Here is a 16,253-nt window from a genome sequence, read left to right on the forward strand (position 1 = left end):
TCCACCCACACCAGCACGTCCACCCCGTCGGTGTGGGCCCGGTGGGCGCACACGGCGGCGAGCTGCGACTTGCCGACACCCCCGCCACCGGACAGCACCTGGGTGAGCACTACGGTGGTGTTGCGCTCCCGGGCCCGGTCGATCTGATCCTGCAGTTCCTCGCGGGGTTGAAACGCGGAGGCGAGCGGTGGCACCGTACCCACCCGGACCGGACGGGGTGCCGATGCGGACACCGGTGCGGGTGCGGGGTGGTTGTGGTGGTGGGTGACCGTCAGGTTCCCCGCCTGGTAGACATCACCGTTGACCGTGCCGCCCGTGATCCGGTTGTCCACCTCGGTGTGCTCGACCCGGCTGCCCTCCCCGATCGCGGAATGGGTAATGTCGCGCCCCGCACCGACGGACCCCTCACCCGACACATCCACCCGCACCGAGGACGGTGCCCCCGCAGCTGCCGACCGCTCCGCCGGCACCGGCCCGCCGCCCTCGCCGTCCGGCGCAGGCACCGACGGGATACCGCCCGCATTGGGGACCGGTGTGCTGTCCCCCTCGACCGGACGGTCGCCGGCGGTGTCCTGCGGCGGGCTGCCGGTTCCGGGGACGTCGGCCTGTTCGGGCCGCTTTTCGGGTCGACCGCGCCACGGCCAGAACGGCGGGCTCATGACCGCTTCCCCCTCAGATCGATACGGTGCGTGCCACCGACGGTGGTGGATCCGGGGTGAGCGAGGCAGACGCGGGCATCGCGCACGTCGAACCAGGGGACGTCACCGCCTGCCGCTACGGGCCGGGCGCCGCCCGGCACCCCAATCCGCACGATCACCACAACATCCACCCCTTGGCCCCTGGAACGACTCCCCCGGCGAGCGCCCGAGCGTCGTCCCGCCCGCAGCGTACGCCCGGTGCGCCGTCCGCCGGGTCCGAATCGGGCAACCACCTCACACGGTCCAGGCGCAACGGGCCGGCTGTGGCTGGCACTCGGCGACCAGGACCTCGTCCTGGTCGCCGGGGACGTAGCCGAGTTCGACACCCACCGCCCACGGAATCGCGAATGCCGGACCCGGCGGGCCAGTCCAATACCTGATCATGTTCGGGCCGCAGGGCGAACGCCTACGAACACGCGCCCCAACCCCCGGCCCCGGTAGGATGCCGAGCCCCCCGAAGGGACCCGGGCCGGCCGGACGCCCCTTCAGACAGCAGGGCGGCCGGACGGAACCGGCGGGAGGCTTACCGGTGCCCACCCCGGGCGCCGCTCTGCTGCTCCGGCGCGCGCCGGCCGCAGTACTGCTCGACTCCGCCGGACGGACCCGCTCTGCACGGCCCTCGCGCCGACCGTGGAAGCGCCCGAAGGGCTGGGCCGGACGGACCGGCGGTGCCGGGGCCGCCGCGGTTCAGGAATGCGTCGAGCCGCAGCCACCGACCGGCATCGTCAGGAAGCCGTAGCTGCGGATGGCAGGCGCGCCGCCGTTGGACCGGCAGACCCACCCGTTCCGGCCGAAGACGGCGCGCAGGGCCGTTCCGCGCGCGTTTGTGCTGTTCCAGTCGGACACGCGGACCACAATGTAGAGGGGGTATCCGAACATGCTGGATACGAAGGAGATCCTCAGCTGCCCGTTCACGGTGTCCACGGGAGAGATTCCGTTGAGGCTGCGGACGGTGAGGGTGCCGGGTTCGTCGCCGGGGCGGGTGTGGCCGCCGTAGACCTGGCCGACGTAGCGGCCGACAGAGTAGGGCACGATCGCGTTGGGGTCGTGCAGGAGCGGGTCCGTACCCTGGTTCTCCTGGGAGACCGTCCGCACGCACGGCCCGTACTCGAACACCGAGCTCCCGGTGACCGTGCGCAGGAAGAAACCTGACGAGTCGGAGAGGGCTGCGCCCCGAACGGCGAGCACCGGGACGATGGCGGCGTCGGGGAGCGCCGGGTTGATCTGCCGCCAGTTGGTGTAGTAGCAGCCGTAAATGAGCCTCAGGTCGTTGGACGTGAGGTCGGTCGGGGCGTTGCCGCCGGCCGGTGCGGCCCAGGAGACCGCGTCCCTGGCCATGAAGACGAACTGGTCGGTGACCGGGTCATCGGCCCGTGGTCCGCGGGCCGAGCGGGCGAAGTCGACGGTGTTGCCGTTGGTGGCGTCCAGCGTCGCGATCCCGTTGCTGGAGTCGTACGGGCGCACGATCGAGGTCGCGCCGGTCTTGGTGGTGATCCGGAAGGGGGTACCGGTGGAGTCCCAACTGTAGAGACGGGGTGAAGTGGTGTCACCGGCGGCGGCAAGGGAGGCGTTGTAGTCGGTGGAGAACTGGTTGAGCAGCATCTCCGTGACACCCGCGCCGACACCGACGATGTCGGTGGCGGCGGGTTGGGGCGGGTCAGCGATGGCGGGGGTGGTGACGGTGAGGGCCAGGGCGGAGGCGAGGACGAGGGCCGAGGCGGCCCGGGCGGCGAGGCGTAGCACGGCGTGGACTCCTGGGGACGGTGGTGGGCGGGGCACCGGCATCCTCGGCCCGACCGCCCTCGTCCGGAACCCCCAGGTTCCTGGGGGTTCGGTGTCTCCGCAGGTCATCACCACCGGGACGGCACCCCGGCGCCGAACCTTCTTCCACCGGTGACCCCCCGGCCACCCGGTGGGCCGCATTCTCGTGTGCCCCGTCGCGATGCTCCAGCACACCGCCGCCCGGCCCGGCAAGCTGAAGGCCATCACCCCGGGCTGGAACGAGCAGCCGTTCGGCTGCCCGCTCGGCGACGGCCCGTTCTCGAGCTTCGCGCTGGCGTTCGTGCGACGACTGCTCGACGTCGACCGGTACCACTGCATCAAACCGGAGGTCCTGGAGTTCCTGGAGCCGGAGGACCCGGAGGCGCCCACGACGACGTCGAACACGACGGCTTCCCCCTCGGCTGGTGGCTGGTACGGCAGGAAGCCCGAGCCAGCCTCGTAGTGCACCTGCGCCAGCACCTGGCTCACGCCCCGCCAACCACCTCACCGACTCCGATGTCGACCTCATCTGGAACTGGCGCCACATCGGCCACGCAACCGTCCGGACCTGGATCCGCCAACGCCTCGACAACGGCACCTCGCAACTCCTGCCGCTACTCACCAGGATCGTCCACCCACCCCGCGTCCCCTGCGCAGTCCACGCCGACACCCTGGCAAGCCTCGACACCCTCATCGACCGCACCGAGGTCTACACCGTCCTCGACCAGCCAGTGCCCTCCACCGACCCAGACCAGTCCCTGCTCCTTGCCGGACTCCGCCACGCCCGCGACCGCGACCGCGCCGCAGCCCAGCAAGCCATGAGCGGATCAGCAGAAGTGACCAGCTCCCAAGACACCTGACCTCCCAACCAGCTGACAGAAAATCCCCTGGTCACACAGCCGAAGAACCAGTCCCCCACCCAACGAAGGAGGCGATCCGCCCCTACACGCCAACCACCCGACTGAACAGCAATGGCCACCGTTCCGACTCCTGATCACAACCACTGAGCGCGGACAGTCGCCCGCACTCTCGGCACACGGACACCGATGCGCCGACCGGCGGGTGCTTCGGTCCTCGGGAACCTGGACGACGGGCCGCCGCGGTCGGAGGTGGCCAACTCTGCTGTCGGCCGGTCCCGTCGGAGTGAAGGGCGCGAACTACCGTGCCGGTGACGCCGCGGTCCAGCATCATGGCCGCCGCCGTCGAGGAGGTATGCCTTGGCGAGGAGATCGCCGGGATCAGTGCGCGGCTGTTGTCCTTCCGGGCTTGAGGGTCGTGGTTCCGCTGTTCAGGCATGGGGTCGGCGGTCTCGGGGCAGGTGCACTCCCGGTAGTACGCCAGGGTGACGGACCCGCGTCGCAGCTCGGTCAGAACCCACGGCGGCACCTCACCACGCTCCGGCCCGTCACGGGCCGCCGTGCGCCGCAGCCCGAACATCACCTCCCGGGCGACTCCCCCGACCTGGCCTCACCCCGCAGCACCCACCCGCACCAGCCCCGGCACCAGCCCCGGCACCGGGCCCGCCGGCACGGCGTCACGGCGTCACGGCGTCACGGCGGGAGAACGCCTCCCTGTCACCGAACACCGTCCCGACGACCAGCTCCGTGACGTCCCGGGCCGGCGAGCCGTCGGCCCCGACAGCAGCACGACCTCGCGCACCGGCCGGCTCCGGCATCGGCCGCCGGGCCGCCCCCAGGCCGGACGTCGCCCCGTTCGCCCTCCTGGCGGCGGCCCGCGCCTACCCCGGCCCGACCAGCCCGCACTCGTACGCGAGGATCACCGCCTGCACCCGGTCCCGCAGACCCAGCTTGGCCATGACCCGGCCGAGATGCTTCTTCACCGTGGGCTCCGCGAGACCGAGGGCGGCGGCGAGTTCCGTGTTGGTCAGGCCGCGGGCGGCCCCCAGCAGGACCTCCCGCTCGCGCGCGGTCAGCGCGCGCAGCCGCTCCGCGTCGCCCCCGGTGGCGGGGAGCCGGTGCGCGAAGCGCTCCAGCAGCCGCCGGGTCACCCGGGGGGAGACCACGGCGTCCCCCCGGGCCACGTCGCGGATCGCCTCCAGCAGTTCCTGCGGCCGGCTGTTCTTCAGCAGGAAGCCGGAGGCCCCGGCACCCAGCGCCTCGAAGGCATACGCGTCCAGGTCGAAGGTCGTGAGCACCAGCACCCGCGTTTCGGGCGCCTCGCGCAGCAGCAGCCGGGTCGCCTCGATGCCGTCGGTTCCCGGCATCCGCACGTCCATCAGCACCACGTCCGGCCGCAGCCGCCGCGCCAGCTCCACCGCCTCCGCGCCGTCGGCCGCCTCCCCCACCGGCTCCATGTCCGGCTCGGCGCGCAGGATCATGCCGAACGCCAGCCGCAGCAGTTCCTCGTCGTCCACCAGCAGCACCCGAATGCTCACGGCGCGCCCCCGGGATCCAGCCGTACGAAGACCCGCCAGCCGTCACCCGGCCGCGGGCCCGCTTCCAGCACCCCGCCGAAGGCCGCGGCGCGTTCCCGCATCCCCGCGAGGCCCAGCCCGGACCCGGCGGATCCCGTCCGCCCGGTCCCCACGGCCCGCCCGTCGTCGGTCACCTCGACCGTGACCGCCCCCGGCGCGCAGGACACCCTCACCTCGGCGCGCGCCCCCTGCGGCGCGTGGCGCAGGACGTTGGTCAGCGACTCCTGGACGAGCCGGTGCACCGTCAGCTGCGCCGCGGCCGGCACCCCGGCGGCCTCGCCGTCCACCCGCAGCCGGGTCACCAGGCCCGCCGCCTCCATCCGCTCGCACAGCGCCCCGAGCTGCCCGATCCCCGGCGGCGACCGCCGGTCGTCCCTCGGCCCCGCGTCGGCACCGGCGTCGTCACCGGCGTCCTGGAGCAGAACCAGCGCCCGCCGCATGTCGGCCAGCGCCTGCCGCCCGGTCTCCGCGATCCGGGCCGTCACCGCGGAGGCGTCGGCCGGCCGCGCGTGCCCGAGCGCGTCCGCCAGCGCCACCACCACCGACAGGCCGTGCGTCACACTGTCGTGCAACTCCCTAGCGATCCGGGCCCGTTCCTCCTCCACCGCCCGACGCTCCCGCTCGTCGCGGTCCCGTTCCAGCCGCGCCAGCCGCTCCGCCCGCGCGGCCCGCCGGATCCGGGCGTTCACCCCGAGCATCGCGCTCGCGGCGACTGCCGCCGCCATGGCGGCGGCCGAGGCGAGGAACCGTCCCTCGGGCGCCCAGCGCGCCGCCGCCAGCACCGCCCCGGCCACCCCCACCAGAGCAGCCGCCCACGCCGACCGGGACGGCGCCCGCGCGCTCACCGTCCCGAGGGCGACCAGCAACGCCGCGTCGGCCGGCAGCTGAACACCCAGCAGCCACTGCGCGAGCGCCGCGGCGGCGATCACGGCGAACACGGAACGCGGCGCCCGCCGCCGCCACACCAACGGAAGGACCAGAGCGGTCTGCAGCGCGAAGCCCCGGCCGTCGGCCACCCGCCCCGGCCCGAGCGTCAGCAGGAACAGGGCCGCCGCGAGCGCGGCGTCCGCCACCAGGGGCAGCACCCGCCCCGGCAGCCGGGCGACGGCGCCCGGCGGGGCCGTCCGTACCGCGCCGGTCCCGGTCATCGTGTCCGTCCTCGCGTCCGTTTTCGTCCGGCGTCCTCGCCGGAGCCCCACGGTAGGGCCCCCGCACCCACGAAGGCGTCCACCCACCGACGGAGAGCGGGGAGACCGGGGAGACCCCGGGACACCGGGGCCTCCTCCGTGCGAAGGAGCGCACGCACCCCGGGGCGACCCGCGACCACCGGTGGGATCGTCCCCCGGCAGGGCGCCCCGCACCCCCCGGTGGCGAAACCCTGGTGGCGACCCCGCAGCCGTACCCGCCCGAGGAGCCCGCCCATGCCCCCGACCCGCCGCGCCCTGCTCGGCACGCTCGGCGCCGCCGTGCTCACCACCGTGGCGGCCGCCCCCGCCCCCGGACACCCCCCGGCCGCCCCCGCTCCGGGAAGCCGTCCCACCGCCCCGGCCGGGGGTGCCGGCCCCGCGCCGGCCCCCTGCACCCCCGTCCCCCTGCGGCTGCCCGCACCCACCGGGCCCTGGCCCGTCGGCACCGTCGCGCTGCACCTGGTCGACGACAGCCGCCCCGACCCCCTCCTCCCCGCCAAGCCCTACCGCGAGCTCATGGCCGGCCTCTGGTACCCGGCGGAACCCGGCGCCGGCCACCCGACGGCCCCCTGGCTGCCCCCGGCCGCCGCGGCCGACTGGGACGCGCACTCCGCACCGGCCCTCGGTGTCCCCGCCGGCGCCGCCGACTGGCAGGGGATCAGGACCCACGCCCGCACCGGCGCGCCCGTCGCCCGCCGCGCCGGCCGGCTGCCCGTGGTGCTGTTCTCCTCCGGCGACGGCGGCTCGCGCGCCCTGGGCACCACCCTGGTCGAGGAGCTGGCGAGCCGCGGCCACCTCGTCGTCGCCCTCGACTCCACGTACGAGGCCGACCAGGTCGAGTTCCCCGGCGGCCGGGTCGAACGAGCCCTCCCGCTCCCCGACGACCTCACCCCGGAGGTCATCGCCGCCCTCCTCGCCGGGCACTCCCGGGCCCGGCTCGCCGACGCCCGCTTCGTCCTCGGCGCACTCGACCGGCTCGCTCGCGGGGACCGCCCCGACACCGGCACCGACCCGCTCCCGGACGGGCTCGCCGAAGCCGCCGACCCGGCCAGGACCGGCGTGCTCGGGCAGTCCCTCGGCGGCTCCGTCGCCGCCCAGCTCGCCCACGACGAGCCCCGCGTGCGCGCGGCGGCCGACCTCGACGGCGCCCTCCTCGCACCCGTCGCCGACACCGGCCTCGCCAAGCCCTTCCTGCTGATGGCCTCCGGCTCGAAGACCCTGCGTACCGAACCGAGCTGGGCCTCCTGCTGGGCGGCGTCCACCGGCCCCCGGCACGCCCTGCGGCTGCGGAACGCCGCCCACGGCTCGTACACCGACCTCCAGGTCCTCCTGCCCCAGCTCGTCCGCCGCCTCCCGGTCCCCGACCCGGCAGGACTGATCGGCACCGTCGACCCCCGGCGCTCCCTGGCCGCCCAGCGCACCGCCGTCGCCGCCTTCTTCGCGCGGTACCTGACGGGGCGGCCCACCGGCTTCCTCGACCGGCCCGGCGACGACTGGCCGGAGCTGGAGGTGCTGCGCTGAACCGGCCCGCCCGCCCCCTCGTCGCGCCGGGCGGCCCGGCGGGAGCGGCGCGGCCGGAACGCGGCGGACAACCGCGCGGGCCACCGCACGCGACAGCACCCCACGCGACCTCGGAGACTGCGCCGTCGCGCGCGTCGACCGAAAGGACGGGTCGTCACTGTTCCCATGGCCGACGGATCCGCGGCCTGCGGGCGGATGCCGCGCAGCACCGCGACGACGAGCCTCGGCAGAGACGGCCTTACAAGGACGGCCGCCGAGGCAACCCTGCAGACGTCCGAGGGAAGGGGCGGAACTTGTTGCGGATCCACTTCACCCACGACGACCTGACGAGGGTCCGGATCGCGCGGGCACCCGATCCGCTCGCGGAGTCGGTCCTGAGCCTGTCGCTGGTGCAGACCCGCGACACGGGCGGAGTGCTGATGGAGGGGTGGCGCGCCCGGACCCGTGGCAGTATGCGGCCCGAACAGCGGGTGCTGTTCGATCTGGCCACGCCGCTCGGGGTGGCGGAAGCCGCAGAGACGTTCCTGCACGCCCGCAGCCGCACCCTGTCCGAGAGCCTGGAGCAGATCTGGTCGCTGCCCGGCCGGCGGTGGAGCGCGGACCTGCGCGTCCTCAGCGGGACGCGCCCCCGAGCACCCCGTTGGGTCCACGAACTGCGCAGGGGCGAAAGCGAGATGCGCGCGTTGGTCGACCGTCGGCTGCGCGAGTACCACTGCTTCGCGGTGGCACCGTACTGGTCGCAGTTGCTGGCCGCCGCGCACACCGAACGCGCCCGCAGGGCCGCCCTCGCTGTCGACCGCGGTCTGGACGCACTGCTGGGCAGCCTCCACCCCGACGTCGGCTGGCAGTCACCGGTGCTGATGCTGCCCTGTCCCGTCGACGCCGACCTGCGGCTGCGCGGTGCCGGCGTCGTGCTGGTCCCGACCTTCTTCTGGCCCGAACCGCTCGCGCTCACCGACAACCGCGGCCTCGACCACCCGCTCGTCCTGCACTACCCCATCGCCCCGGACCACACCACCTGCCGCACGATCCGGTCCCCCACCGCCGAGGAGGGCCCGGACGGCGCGCTCGTCGCCCTGTTCGGAACCACCCGTGCCCACGTGCTGCGCGCGGCGGCGGACCCGGCGGGCACCGCCGAACTCGCCCGCCGCACCGGCTGTTCACCCGCCACCGCGAGCCACCATCTCGGCGTCCTGCGTACCGCCCGCCTCCTCACCACCGAGCGCACCGGGCCAGGTGTTCAGCACGCCCTCACCCCTCTCGGCCGGGCCCTCCTCGACGACCGCGCGCTCGACCGCCCGCCCGGGACCGTGACCGTCCGTGCCCCCGCCGCCGCCCAGGATGCTCACTGCCCGGGGCCGTGACCGCCACCAAGTGCGAGCGCGAGGGCGGCGGGGCGGTCGGCGCTGGTGCAGGCCCCGACCGCCGCCACTGGGCACACCCCCGTACGAATTTGTGGGCGACCGAGTCGTCGCCCGCCATGCCAGCCGACGAGGCCAGGTCACCCGCGACGCCGGAGGCGATGTTGTCGACGAAGTCCTTCGACCCCACGGACTTCATCGATGCCCGGAACACCACGTCGGGATCGACCGCGAAGCCCGTCCCCGAAGCGCCGTCAGCCACTCCCCCACCTCCCCAGGCCCCCGTCCAGCGTACGCCGCCCACGCACCCCCGGGCCTTCGAACGACCGAGGGTGCCACCTTTGCTCGCGTCGGAGGTGGCACCCCACGAAGTTGGCACGGCCGACCCTGTCGGGGCTGATGCCGGCCGGCGGTCAGGCGCTGTCCCCCGCCCAGTCCCACCGCCGCATGTCGGTGAGTCGCGGTTCGTAGGGGGCGCGTCCGCCGGGACCGAACCTACCGATCTCGGTGGACAGCGCGGCACCGTCCGCCAGGGCCTCGGCATCCCAGCCGGTGACATCGAGGAGAAGGCCGTCGAGCGGGCCGCCGCACAGCTCACGATGGACGCGGCCCGGCCGCGGCCCGAGGTCCGGGTCGTCATGATCGGCCCCGCCCACCCGGCCCCGCGTCAAAGCCCCTCGTCCATGCCGCCAGCATCCCAGCCACCACCGACTTGACGCAGACTCAGACGGGGGCGAGCACTCGGGCGCACTCGCGACACGGGCCGTCGGCCTGTGGCCGGGCGGGGGCGTACGCGAGCCAGTAGCGGGGCCGGAGCAGATCGGCCCGACTCGTTCCGATCGGACAGCGGGAGCAGCCGACGGACAGCCCTCGCACCGACCCCGCCCAGCGGCAGCCCGTACCCACCCCGCGCGAGGACGGACCCCGGTGACACCGGGACAGCTCGGGCTTCGTTGCGGGCAGAGGCTGACAGGCCCGACCGCCGCACGACCGGGTGCCCCACCCCGGCCCGTCGGCTCCCTCCCACCCGGTGTGCCGCTGGCCCCGCAGGAAAATCTTCGGCACGACCCCGGGCGGACAAACCGCCTGCCGGCCGGTCGACCGCAAGATCTCCTGTCCCCCGGAGGCAGGGACAGGATCGCCCTCACCCGGAAACCTAACTCCCACAGCACGGCGTCCGACCCCAGCGACCACAGTGCGCCCGGCGTTTCGGTCGGCCCGCCCGGCCGGGGGCCTCGGCAACCTATGTGGCAATCAACCGAATCCTTCGCCCGGAACACGTTCGGTCACTACGCTGCCGGAAGCACGCAGATCAACTATCCGTCACGGAAATGGGGGACTTCCATGAAGGCCAATCCTGGTCTGCCGAAGAAGCTGCTGCTTGTGAGCGGGATGGCGGCGGGGTTGATCGGGCTTTCCGGAACGAATGCCTTCGCCGCCGGGGACGTCTACGGCAGTACCTGCATCGCCGTGGTGACGCAGGCACCCGGCCAGGGTTCGAACTGGGCAGTCGGGGCAGCCACCAACAGGAACCCGCACCACTGCACGGGCCAGGTCCGCCTCGAACAGTGGAACGTGAACACCGGCGATACCACCTACACCGCGTGGTCATCGAGCCTGACGGTTCCGATGTATCACAACGACGGAGTTCATCGACTTCGTGTCCAACTGCACGAAGCAGGCGGGACCGACACTTGGGGAGCATGGGTCTACTAGGACGCATATTCGGTCGCGATCAACGGATTCGGGCAAATCCTCGATCCACAGCATCGCGCCGCGGAGGTGAAGGCCGGCGAGGCAGCTTTCCGGGATCCTGTCATGACGGGTCGCGATGCCTGGCCGGCCTTCACCTTTTCGACAAGGGGCCCGCCGGCGTTCCGCTCCTCGCAGACCGCGGCGATGTCGAGGCTGACGGGCCGACCGGGGCACCCGAGGCGCCCCGTCCGTCCTGCTGCTTCGAGCCTTCCCCCTTTCTGCCGGGCCTTCTCCGCCTCTCGCCAGCCCTCTCCAAGGCGGCCATGGCGCGGAGCCGAGAGGCATCGCGGACGTCGAATCATCAGCTTCCGACGGGGCCGCCCACTGCCCTGGGCCGGCGGCCGGCACGGCTCGTAGGGTCCTACGGCGGCTGCGGGACGGCGGGCGCGCTCGCGGAGGCAGTGCGATCCGGCGTGCGGGCCTGTCAGCAGTCGGGGAGCAAAAGAGTCAGTTGGAGCGCGGCGCGCCCACGACCGCTGACGCGTGGACCACCGGGGCTGCTGCTCCGCCTGCGCCTGTCGGGGGGATCATACGGACGCACCCGGCGAATGAGGCCGGGATCAGCGGCACCCTGTTGCTCCGGATCGGTCGATCGGGTCGGCCGTGGCCTTGAGGATGTCCCGCCCCGGGTCGAGCGGTTGATCGCCGCAGCCTCCGGCCTCGACCCCGACGTGGGCGCGGGCGCGGGCCGGGGCACACGTGCATCCAGCGCTGCCCGCCGGCGCCGGCGAGGCCGTCCGTGGGCACTTCGTCAGGGTTGACACGCAAGGGCCACGGGCAAACCTTGGGGCGTCATCCCCACAAATTTCCGTCAAAGGAGACAAACACCGTGTTGCGCCGAACCGCACTCACCCTCCTCACCGTCGCGAGCGTGGCCGTGTCCGCCCCACTGACCGCACCGGCCGTCGCGGCGCCCGCGGCCACGGCCGCCGCCTACCCCACCACCCCGGTCCACGTCGCCGACGGCGCCGGAAGCTACATCACCGGCACCCTCACCTGGTACAACCGGTCGGTCGGCTTCACCGGGACGCTGAAGTCCGTCGGCTGCCGCCGAGCGTGGTACAGCGTGTTCGACGGCTACGCCAACCCGCTCGGCCCCAGGAGCAGCAGTACGCACTGCAACACGGTGACCTCGGTACCCGCCACACTTCCCGCCGATGTCGTCGGCGGCGGCTCGTACGTCGGGGTCTGCCTCGACGACGCGAACGGCAAGCCGGTCACGTCGTGCGGCGTCTACCCCCGTCCGTGACCGATCACTTCCGCGGAGCAGGCGGAACCGCTCGGCGCCTGGAGCCGCGCCGCCCGGAGCCGTGCCCCGCATCGCACCGCACAGCACCGGGTGGGCGGGCCGCCGGCCGAACAAAGGGGCCTGTTGCCGGGTCGGCCGCGCGCCGGACGCACCGCAGGGGCCCCGGGCGGACCGGCCGGGGCCAGGGAAGCAGGACAGAGCGCCGCGAGAATCACGCCAGGACGGCGGCGGGCGGGCATACCGGAACCGTAACGCGGCACGCACTCCCCGCCCCGGGAACCACGCGGGCTGCGGGGAGACAAACCGATGGGTCCGCTCCGAGGACGGCGTCGCCCCTCGTCGGCAAGGGCGCCAGGAACACCGTCCCCAGGCAACGGCCGGCGAACGGCTCGCGCGAGGGCGGACCGCGCCGGCCGGGCGGATCGGGCGCTGCCCGGCCCCGACGAACGACAAGGGCACGTCCCGGCCAACGGTGCTGTTCTCGATCCGGTTGTCCACCTCGGTGCGCTCGACCCGGCTGCCCTCCGCGACCGCGGAACGGGTGATGTCGCGTCCCGCACCGACGGCGTCCTCCCCCGACACGTCCACCCGGACCGAGGACGACGTCCCGGCGCCGGTCGACATGTTCCCGGGCACCGGCCCGTCACCGAAGCCGTCCGGCGCGGATACCGGCGGAACACCGCCCGCACCGGGCGCCGGGCACGACTGCCCGCACGGTCGACACGGCATCCACCGCACCCCCACGGGCAGCTTCCCCGGGCGAACACCCGCCCGCCGTCCGGCCCGCAGCGTACGCCCGACACACAACTCACCGCGGCCGAACACGCCAACCCCCGTCCGCGATCCGGGCCCGGCGGGCGGCGGTGACGGCTGCCGGTTCGATCCGCTCGTGTCGGATGCCTTGTCGGCCGAACCGCCGAGGGGCACGCTGTGTGCCATGGGGGGTACGCGGGGGCGCCGGGCTCGTCCCGTTCTGCAGGCTCTGGGGCGGTTCGTGATCGCGGCCGTGGCTCCGGTCGCCAGTGTGGTGGCCGGCTCGTGGGTGACGGCCGCGGTGTTCCGCTACACCGGCGACGGGCTGTTCTATCTGGCCATGACGGTCATCGGAGCGGCCGCCCTGATGGTCCACCTCATAGTCCTCGCCTACGGCTCCGCTCGGGAGTCCGTCCCACGGGTCGTCATGCCAGCCGCCGCGATCGCCGTGCTGCTGGGAGCGTCCGTCTACGGCGTGGTAACCCCTGGCTGGACCGACGTGCAGGCGAGGCACGAGCGCGGGGTGGCGGTCACCGGCGTCGTGGAGCGGCGGTGGAGCAAGGGCGACGACAGCGGTGGCCCCCTGCCCGGCCGCAGCTACTACCTCTCCGCCCGCGCACCCGACGGGACCCGCTGGACCCTGGAGACCGACCCCCGCGACAAGCACCTCGAGGTCGGCCGCCCGGTGCTCTTCACCTACGACCCCCGCCACGAGTTCCGCCCCGCTCTGGGCCCTGTCCCCGACGCGCCGCCCTGGACCGTACGAACGGCCGCCCTCTATCTGCTCTGCGCCGGATCCCTCACCGCCGCGATCGCCTGCGCGCTTCCCGACTCCAGCAGCCCGAAGCAACAGCCCCACGGCACCTGACCGCCGGTCGGCCGCGCCCAGTTCTTGACCATCGAGAGACACCATGTCCCCAGCCTGCCGGGGATGCCGTCGATCCCCGTTCGATGTCCTGGCCGCGCTGCCGCTCGGCTCTGGTCCGAGCGAGGCGGCAGGGCTCAGCACCCACGCCATCGTGCTCACCCGCTGCTCGGGCGAGGCGATGGAACCGCTGACGCAGAGCGACCCGCTCCCACTCCGGTGCCCGACGGGTGGGCGCCCGGGAGGCGGGCCCCCACCCGCGCTCACCGCGGCTTCTGAGGGCGCGCGAGGAGCGACACGGTCCCTCGTCACGTGATCAGCTTCGAGGACCGTCCTCGGGCCGGTCCGGACCGTCGGTCAGGGCGGCCGCAGTCAGGGCGGCCGCAGTCAGGGTGAGGTGCTGGGCCAGGACCGCGACCGCGGTGTCGGCGTCGCGGGCCAGCACGGCCTCCTCAAGCCGACGGTGTTCGTCGAGCGCGTCCCGGCCGGGGTTGCGGTGGGCCGACCAGCGGCGGGCCAGCTCGCTGGCGGTCCGCAACCGGTCGAAGGTCTCCAGCAAGGGGCCGTTGCCGCACCCCTCCAGCAAGGTTCGGTGGAAGACCCGATGGGCCTCGGCCCAGGCGCCGGTGTAGTACTCGCCCTCCTCCGGCCGGCGCTTCGGGGTGCGGGCCAGACGGTGGTGGGCGGCCCGAACGCGGGCCTCCCAGTCGACGTCGCCGCGTTCGACGGACATGCGCAGCACGACCGGTTCGACGGTCCGGCGGGCTTCCGAGATCTCCTGCCGGCGGCGGTCGGAGCAGGACGGGACCGCGAAGCCGCGGTTGGGCAGCCGGTCGGCGAGCCCTTCGCCGACCAGTCGCACCAGCTCACCGTGGTACGCGAGTGGCGCGGCGACGCCCATCTCGTCGTACTCGCCGACAACGGCCTCGGGCCCTGCGACTGCCTCGTCCCGCACCCCGCGACCGGCAACCTCCCGACAGCCCTCGCCCGAACGACCCGTCAGTGGAACGACGAGGAGTGGAGCGCGGCAACGGCACGCCTCACCGCACGCGGCTGGCTCGACCCCCCACGGCATCCTCACCGACGCCGGCAGAACGGCACGCGAGCGCATCGAAGCAGAAACGGACGAGCACTGCACCGCACTGTGAACGCCCATCGGCACCAGGGGCACCCGCCGCCTCGCCTCGCTCATCGCCCCGATCACCAACGCATTCACCGCCGCGGGAACGTTCCGGACCGTGCTCGGAAAGCCCGGTCTCGCCCGACGACCCGGTGCGTGATCGCGGCGACATCACGGCCGCCGCGCGCAGGGTGCCAGGATGTTGGGACCGCAGGCGATCCAGGCCGTGGCGAGCGGCGGCCCCCACAGGACGTGGGCGACCCACCGGCCGGCTGCCGACGGACGCCAGACCGTCACGATGCCGTGCAACCACCGGTCGCCGACCCGGACGAGCACGGGTGGCCGGGGTGCGGACACGGCCGCCATGGCTGTCCGCGACAATTCCAAGGGCCGGCTCGTCCTGTGGCTCGTACCACTGGGTGAGGACCCGTGGCTCGGGTCGGACGAGACGTTCCGGGCCCGGTCCGACGACAACGATGATGAGCCGGTCTTCTCCAGAACCTTCCGGATCGATGACGATGACCGGGTGGGCGGGGACCGAGAACGTCGCCGTGTGGATCACGAGCGGCGCCCCTGGCGGTGACGGTGTGTGAGGACCGGGGCTGACGGCGTGTCGGCCGGATCGGGTCTGTTGCAGGGCTGGACGAATGACGAGGCCGCTTCGGGCGCTCCGTTCCGGCGCACGGGTGGGATAAGCAGCTGCTCGCACAAGTCTGTGCGGTTGTGTCCGCCGCCGCCCGGCCCCGCTACCCGGAGTTCTGGATGTCCGCACACCAAGGCCACCCCCGGCGAGCCTCGCTCGCCGCCCCGGTACGACGTTCCCTCGCGGGCATGGCCGTCGCCTCGATACTGATCGCCACGGTGCTCGGCCCCCTGACGGACAGCCCCCCGGAACAGCCCGGTGCGCGTGTGCGAGAAGGACGCGCCGCTCAGCCACGGCAAGCAGGTCGGTGCCCTTCCCGAGAACGGCAGCTGGGACAACGACGACGACAACACGATCCTGATCAAGGGCGCCCCGGACAGCACCGGCTGGGTCCTGGAGGCCGAACTCTACGACGACGACAGCACCAGCAAGGACGACCTGATCTGCAAAGGCCGCAGCGAGCCCCTCCGCCCCGGATCCGGCATGTCGACCGGCGGAACCTGGACCTGCGAAGGCCAGGGCAAACTCGTCGTCGAGCGGAGGATCACCGATGTCGGTGGACGCGACCTCGGCGCAGAGGTGCGCGGCCAGAACGCAGGACACATCCACATCCCGGGCCTGCCGTAGAGCAGCCCGCCCCTTCCCCCCGAGCAGCCCCGCCCGGAAGACGGACATCCGAGGGCCGGCGGCGCCAGGACCCCGCCCCGAACCACGATGCCGCGAGGTCTACCGGATGCGGGCCGCTACCCGACCCCCACGAATTCACGGGCGCTCCGCTCACGACGCCGCGAGGCGGGAGGGACATCCGTTTCAACATACCGACTTGACGTGGAAGACGGCAGCCCTCCAGACCGCGGCGGCTGCGGCTGCGGCCGCGGGCCGGCGGCCAGGGCGTCGAGGAGGCAG

Annotated in this window: 12 protein-coding genes and 3 pseudogenes; 9 read left to right on the forward strand and 6 right to left on the reverse strand. The window is 73.6% G+C overall.

The genetic code is table 11. The annotated features are described in order from the left end of the window. Positions 1-332 (reverse strand): annotated as a pseudogene (locus tag ACIQ9P_RS38600) (tetratricopeptide repeat protein); the annotation flags it as partial. A gap of 618 nt (positions 333-950) precedes the next feature. Between ACIQ9P_RS38600 and ACIQ9P_RS38605 the strand changes: the two are divergent. Next, positions 951-1,137 (forward strand): annotated as a pseudogene (locus ACIQ9P_RS38605) (transcriptional regulator); the annotation flags it as partial. A gap of 248 nt (positions 1,138-1,385) precedes the next feature. Here ACIQ9P_RS38605 and ACIQ9P_RS38610 read toward each other — a convergent pair. Beyond that, positions 1,386-2,441 carry a hypothetical protein gene (locus ACIQ9P_RS38610; RefSeq protein WP_402367013.1) on the reverse strand — a complete coding sequence of 352 codons (1,056 nt, stop codon included), beginning with the start codon at positions 2,439-2,441 and terminating at the stop codon, positions 1,386-1,388. A gap of 199 nt (positions 2,442-2,640) precedes the next feature. Here ACIQ9P_RS38610 and ACIQ9P_RS38615 point away from each other — a divergent pair, with 199 nt between their 5' ends. Further along, entirely contained in the window at positions 2,641-2,922 is a 282-nt protein-coding gene (locus ACIQ9P_RS38615) for a hypothetical protein (protein ID WP_402367015.1), read from the forward strand. 1,275 nt (positions 2,923-4,197) lie between these two features. Here ACIQ9P_RS38615 and ACIQ9P_RS38620 read toward each other — a convergent pair. Next, entirely contained in the window at positions 4,198-4,854 is a 657-nt protein-coding gene (locus tag ACIQ9P_RS38620; protein WP_402367017.1) for a response regulator, read from the reverse strand. Beyond that, a complete protein-coding gene (locus ACIQ9P_RS38625; RefSeq protein WP_402367020.1) occupies positions 4,851-6,041 on the reverse strand; it encodes a sensor histidine kinase in 1,191 nt (396 codons plus the stop codon). Before ACIQ9P_RS38625 ends, ACIQ9P_RS38620 begins: the two co-directional genes overlap by 4 nt. Before the next feature lie 273 nt (positions 6,042-6,314). Between ACIQ9P_RS38625 and ACIQ9P_RS38630 the strand changes: the two genes are divergently transcribed. Both ACIQ9P_RS38630 and ACIQ9P_RS38635 read left to right on the forward strand, forming a co-directional pair. Further along, entirely contained in the window at positions 6,315-7,601 is a 1,287-nt protein-coding gene (locus tag ACIQ9P_RS38630) for an alpha/beta hydrolase family protein (protein ID WP_402367023.1), read from the forward strand. A gap of 293 nt (positions 7,602-7,894) precedes the next feature. Next, positions 7,895-8,965, forward strand: coding sequence for an ArsR/SmtB family transcription factor (locus tag ACIQ9P_RS38635; protein WP_402367026.1), 1,071 nt, complete (start codon positions 7,895-7,897; stop codon positions 8,963-8,965). A gap of 410 nt (positions 8,966-9,375) precedes the next feature. Here the strand turns inward: ACIQ9P_RS38635 and ACIQ9P_RS38640 are convergent, their stop codons facing one another. After that, entirely contained in the window at positions 9,376-9,633 is a 258-nt protein-coding gene (locus ACIQ9P_RS38640) for a hypothetical protein (RefSeq protein WP_402367028.1), read from the reverse strand. Positions 9,634-10,306: 673 nt separating this feature from the next. On the opposite strand from ACIQ9P_RS38640, the gene ACIQ9P_RS38645 reads away from it, so the two are divergent. From ACIQ9P_RS38645 to ACIQ9P_RS38655, 3 genes are all read left to right on the forward strand, one after another. Next, positions 10,307-10,678 (forward strand): hypothetical protein, encoded by a 372-nt coding sequence (locus ACIQ9P_RS38645; protein WP_402367030.1) that lies wholly within the window; start codon positions 10,307-10,309, stop codon positions 10,676-10,678. An 868-nt stretch (positions 10,679-11,546) separates the two neighbouring features. Next, on the forward strand, positions 11,547-11,966 hold the full coding sequence (locus tag ACIQ9P_RS38650; protein WP_402367032.1) for a hypothetical protein: 420 nt from the start codon (positions 11,547-11,549) through the stop codon (positions 11,964-11,966). A gap of 994 nt (positions 11,967-12,960) precedes the next feature. Continuing rightward, on the forward strand, positions 12,961-13,587 hold the full coding sequence (locus tag ACIQ9P_RS38655) for a hypothetical protein (RefSeq protein WP_402367035.1): 627 nt from the start codon (positions 12,961-12,963) through the stop codon (positions 13,585-13,587). Positions 13,588-13,900: 313 nt separating this feature from the next. Here ACIQ9P_RS38655 and ACIQ9P_RS38660 read toward each other — a convergent pair whose 3' ends face one another. After that, on the reverse strand, positions 13,901-14,485 hold the full coding sequence (locus ACIQ9P_RS38660) for a GntR family transcriptional regulator (RefSeq protein WP_402367084.1): 585 nt from the start codon (positions 14,483-14,485) through the stop codon (positions 13,901-13,903). Between ACIQ9P_RS38660 and ACIQ9P_RS38665 the strand changes: the two are divergent. Both ACIQ9P_RS38665 and ACIQ9P_RS38670 read left to right on the forward strand, forming a co-directional pair. Then, positions 14,447-14,864 (forward strand): annotated as a pseudogene (locus ACIQ9P_RS38665) (hypothetical protein); the annotation flags it as partial. The gene ACIQ9P_RS38660 and the pseudogene ACIQ9P_RS38665 overlap by 39 nt on opposite strands. Positions 14,865-15,611: 747 nt before the next feature. Continuing rightward, the gene (locus ACIQ9P_RS38670; RefSeq protein WP_402367038.1) at positions 15,612-15,974 is read left to right on the forward strand and encodes a hypothetical protein; all 363 of its coding nucleotides are present in this window, start codon (positions 15,612-15,614) and stop codon (positions 15,972-15,974) included. Positions 15,975-16,253: the final 279 nt, after the last annotated feature.

The organism is Kitasatospora sp. NPDC094019 (assembly GCF_044764505.1).
Lineage (GTDB): Bacteria > Actinomycetota > Actinomycetes > Streptomycetales > Streptomycetaceae > Kitasatospora.

What these genes read in the sequence shown, in the direction of transcription:
- ACIQ9P_RS38615 (WP_402367015.1), top strand. Translation starts at nt 2,641, where the DNA reads ATGCTCCAGCACACCGCCGCCCGGCCCGGCAAGCTGAAGGCCATCACC.
- ACIQ9P_RS38625 (WP_402367020.1), bottom strand. Translation starts at nt 6,041, where the DNA reads ATGACCGGGACCGGCGCGGTACGGACGGCCCCGCCGGGCGCCGTCGCC.
- ACIQ9P_RS38630 (WP_402367023.1), top strand. Translation starts at nt 6,315, where the DNA reads ATGCCCCCGACCCGCCGCGCCCTGCTCGGCACGCTCGGCGCCGCCGTG.
- ACIQ9P_RS38645 (WP_402367030.1), top strand. Translation starts at nt 10,307, where the DNA reads ATGAAGGCCAATCCTGGTCTGCCGAAGAAGCTGCTGCTTGTGAGCGGG.
- ACIQ9P_RS38660 (WP_402367084.1), bottom strand. Translation starts at nt 14,485, where the DNA reads ATGGGCGTCGCCGCGCCACTCGCGTACCACGGTGAGCTGGTGCGACTG.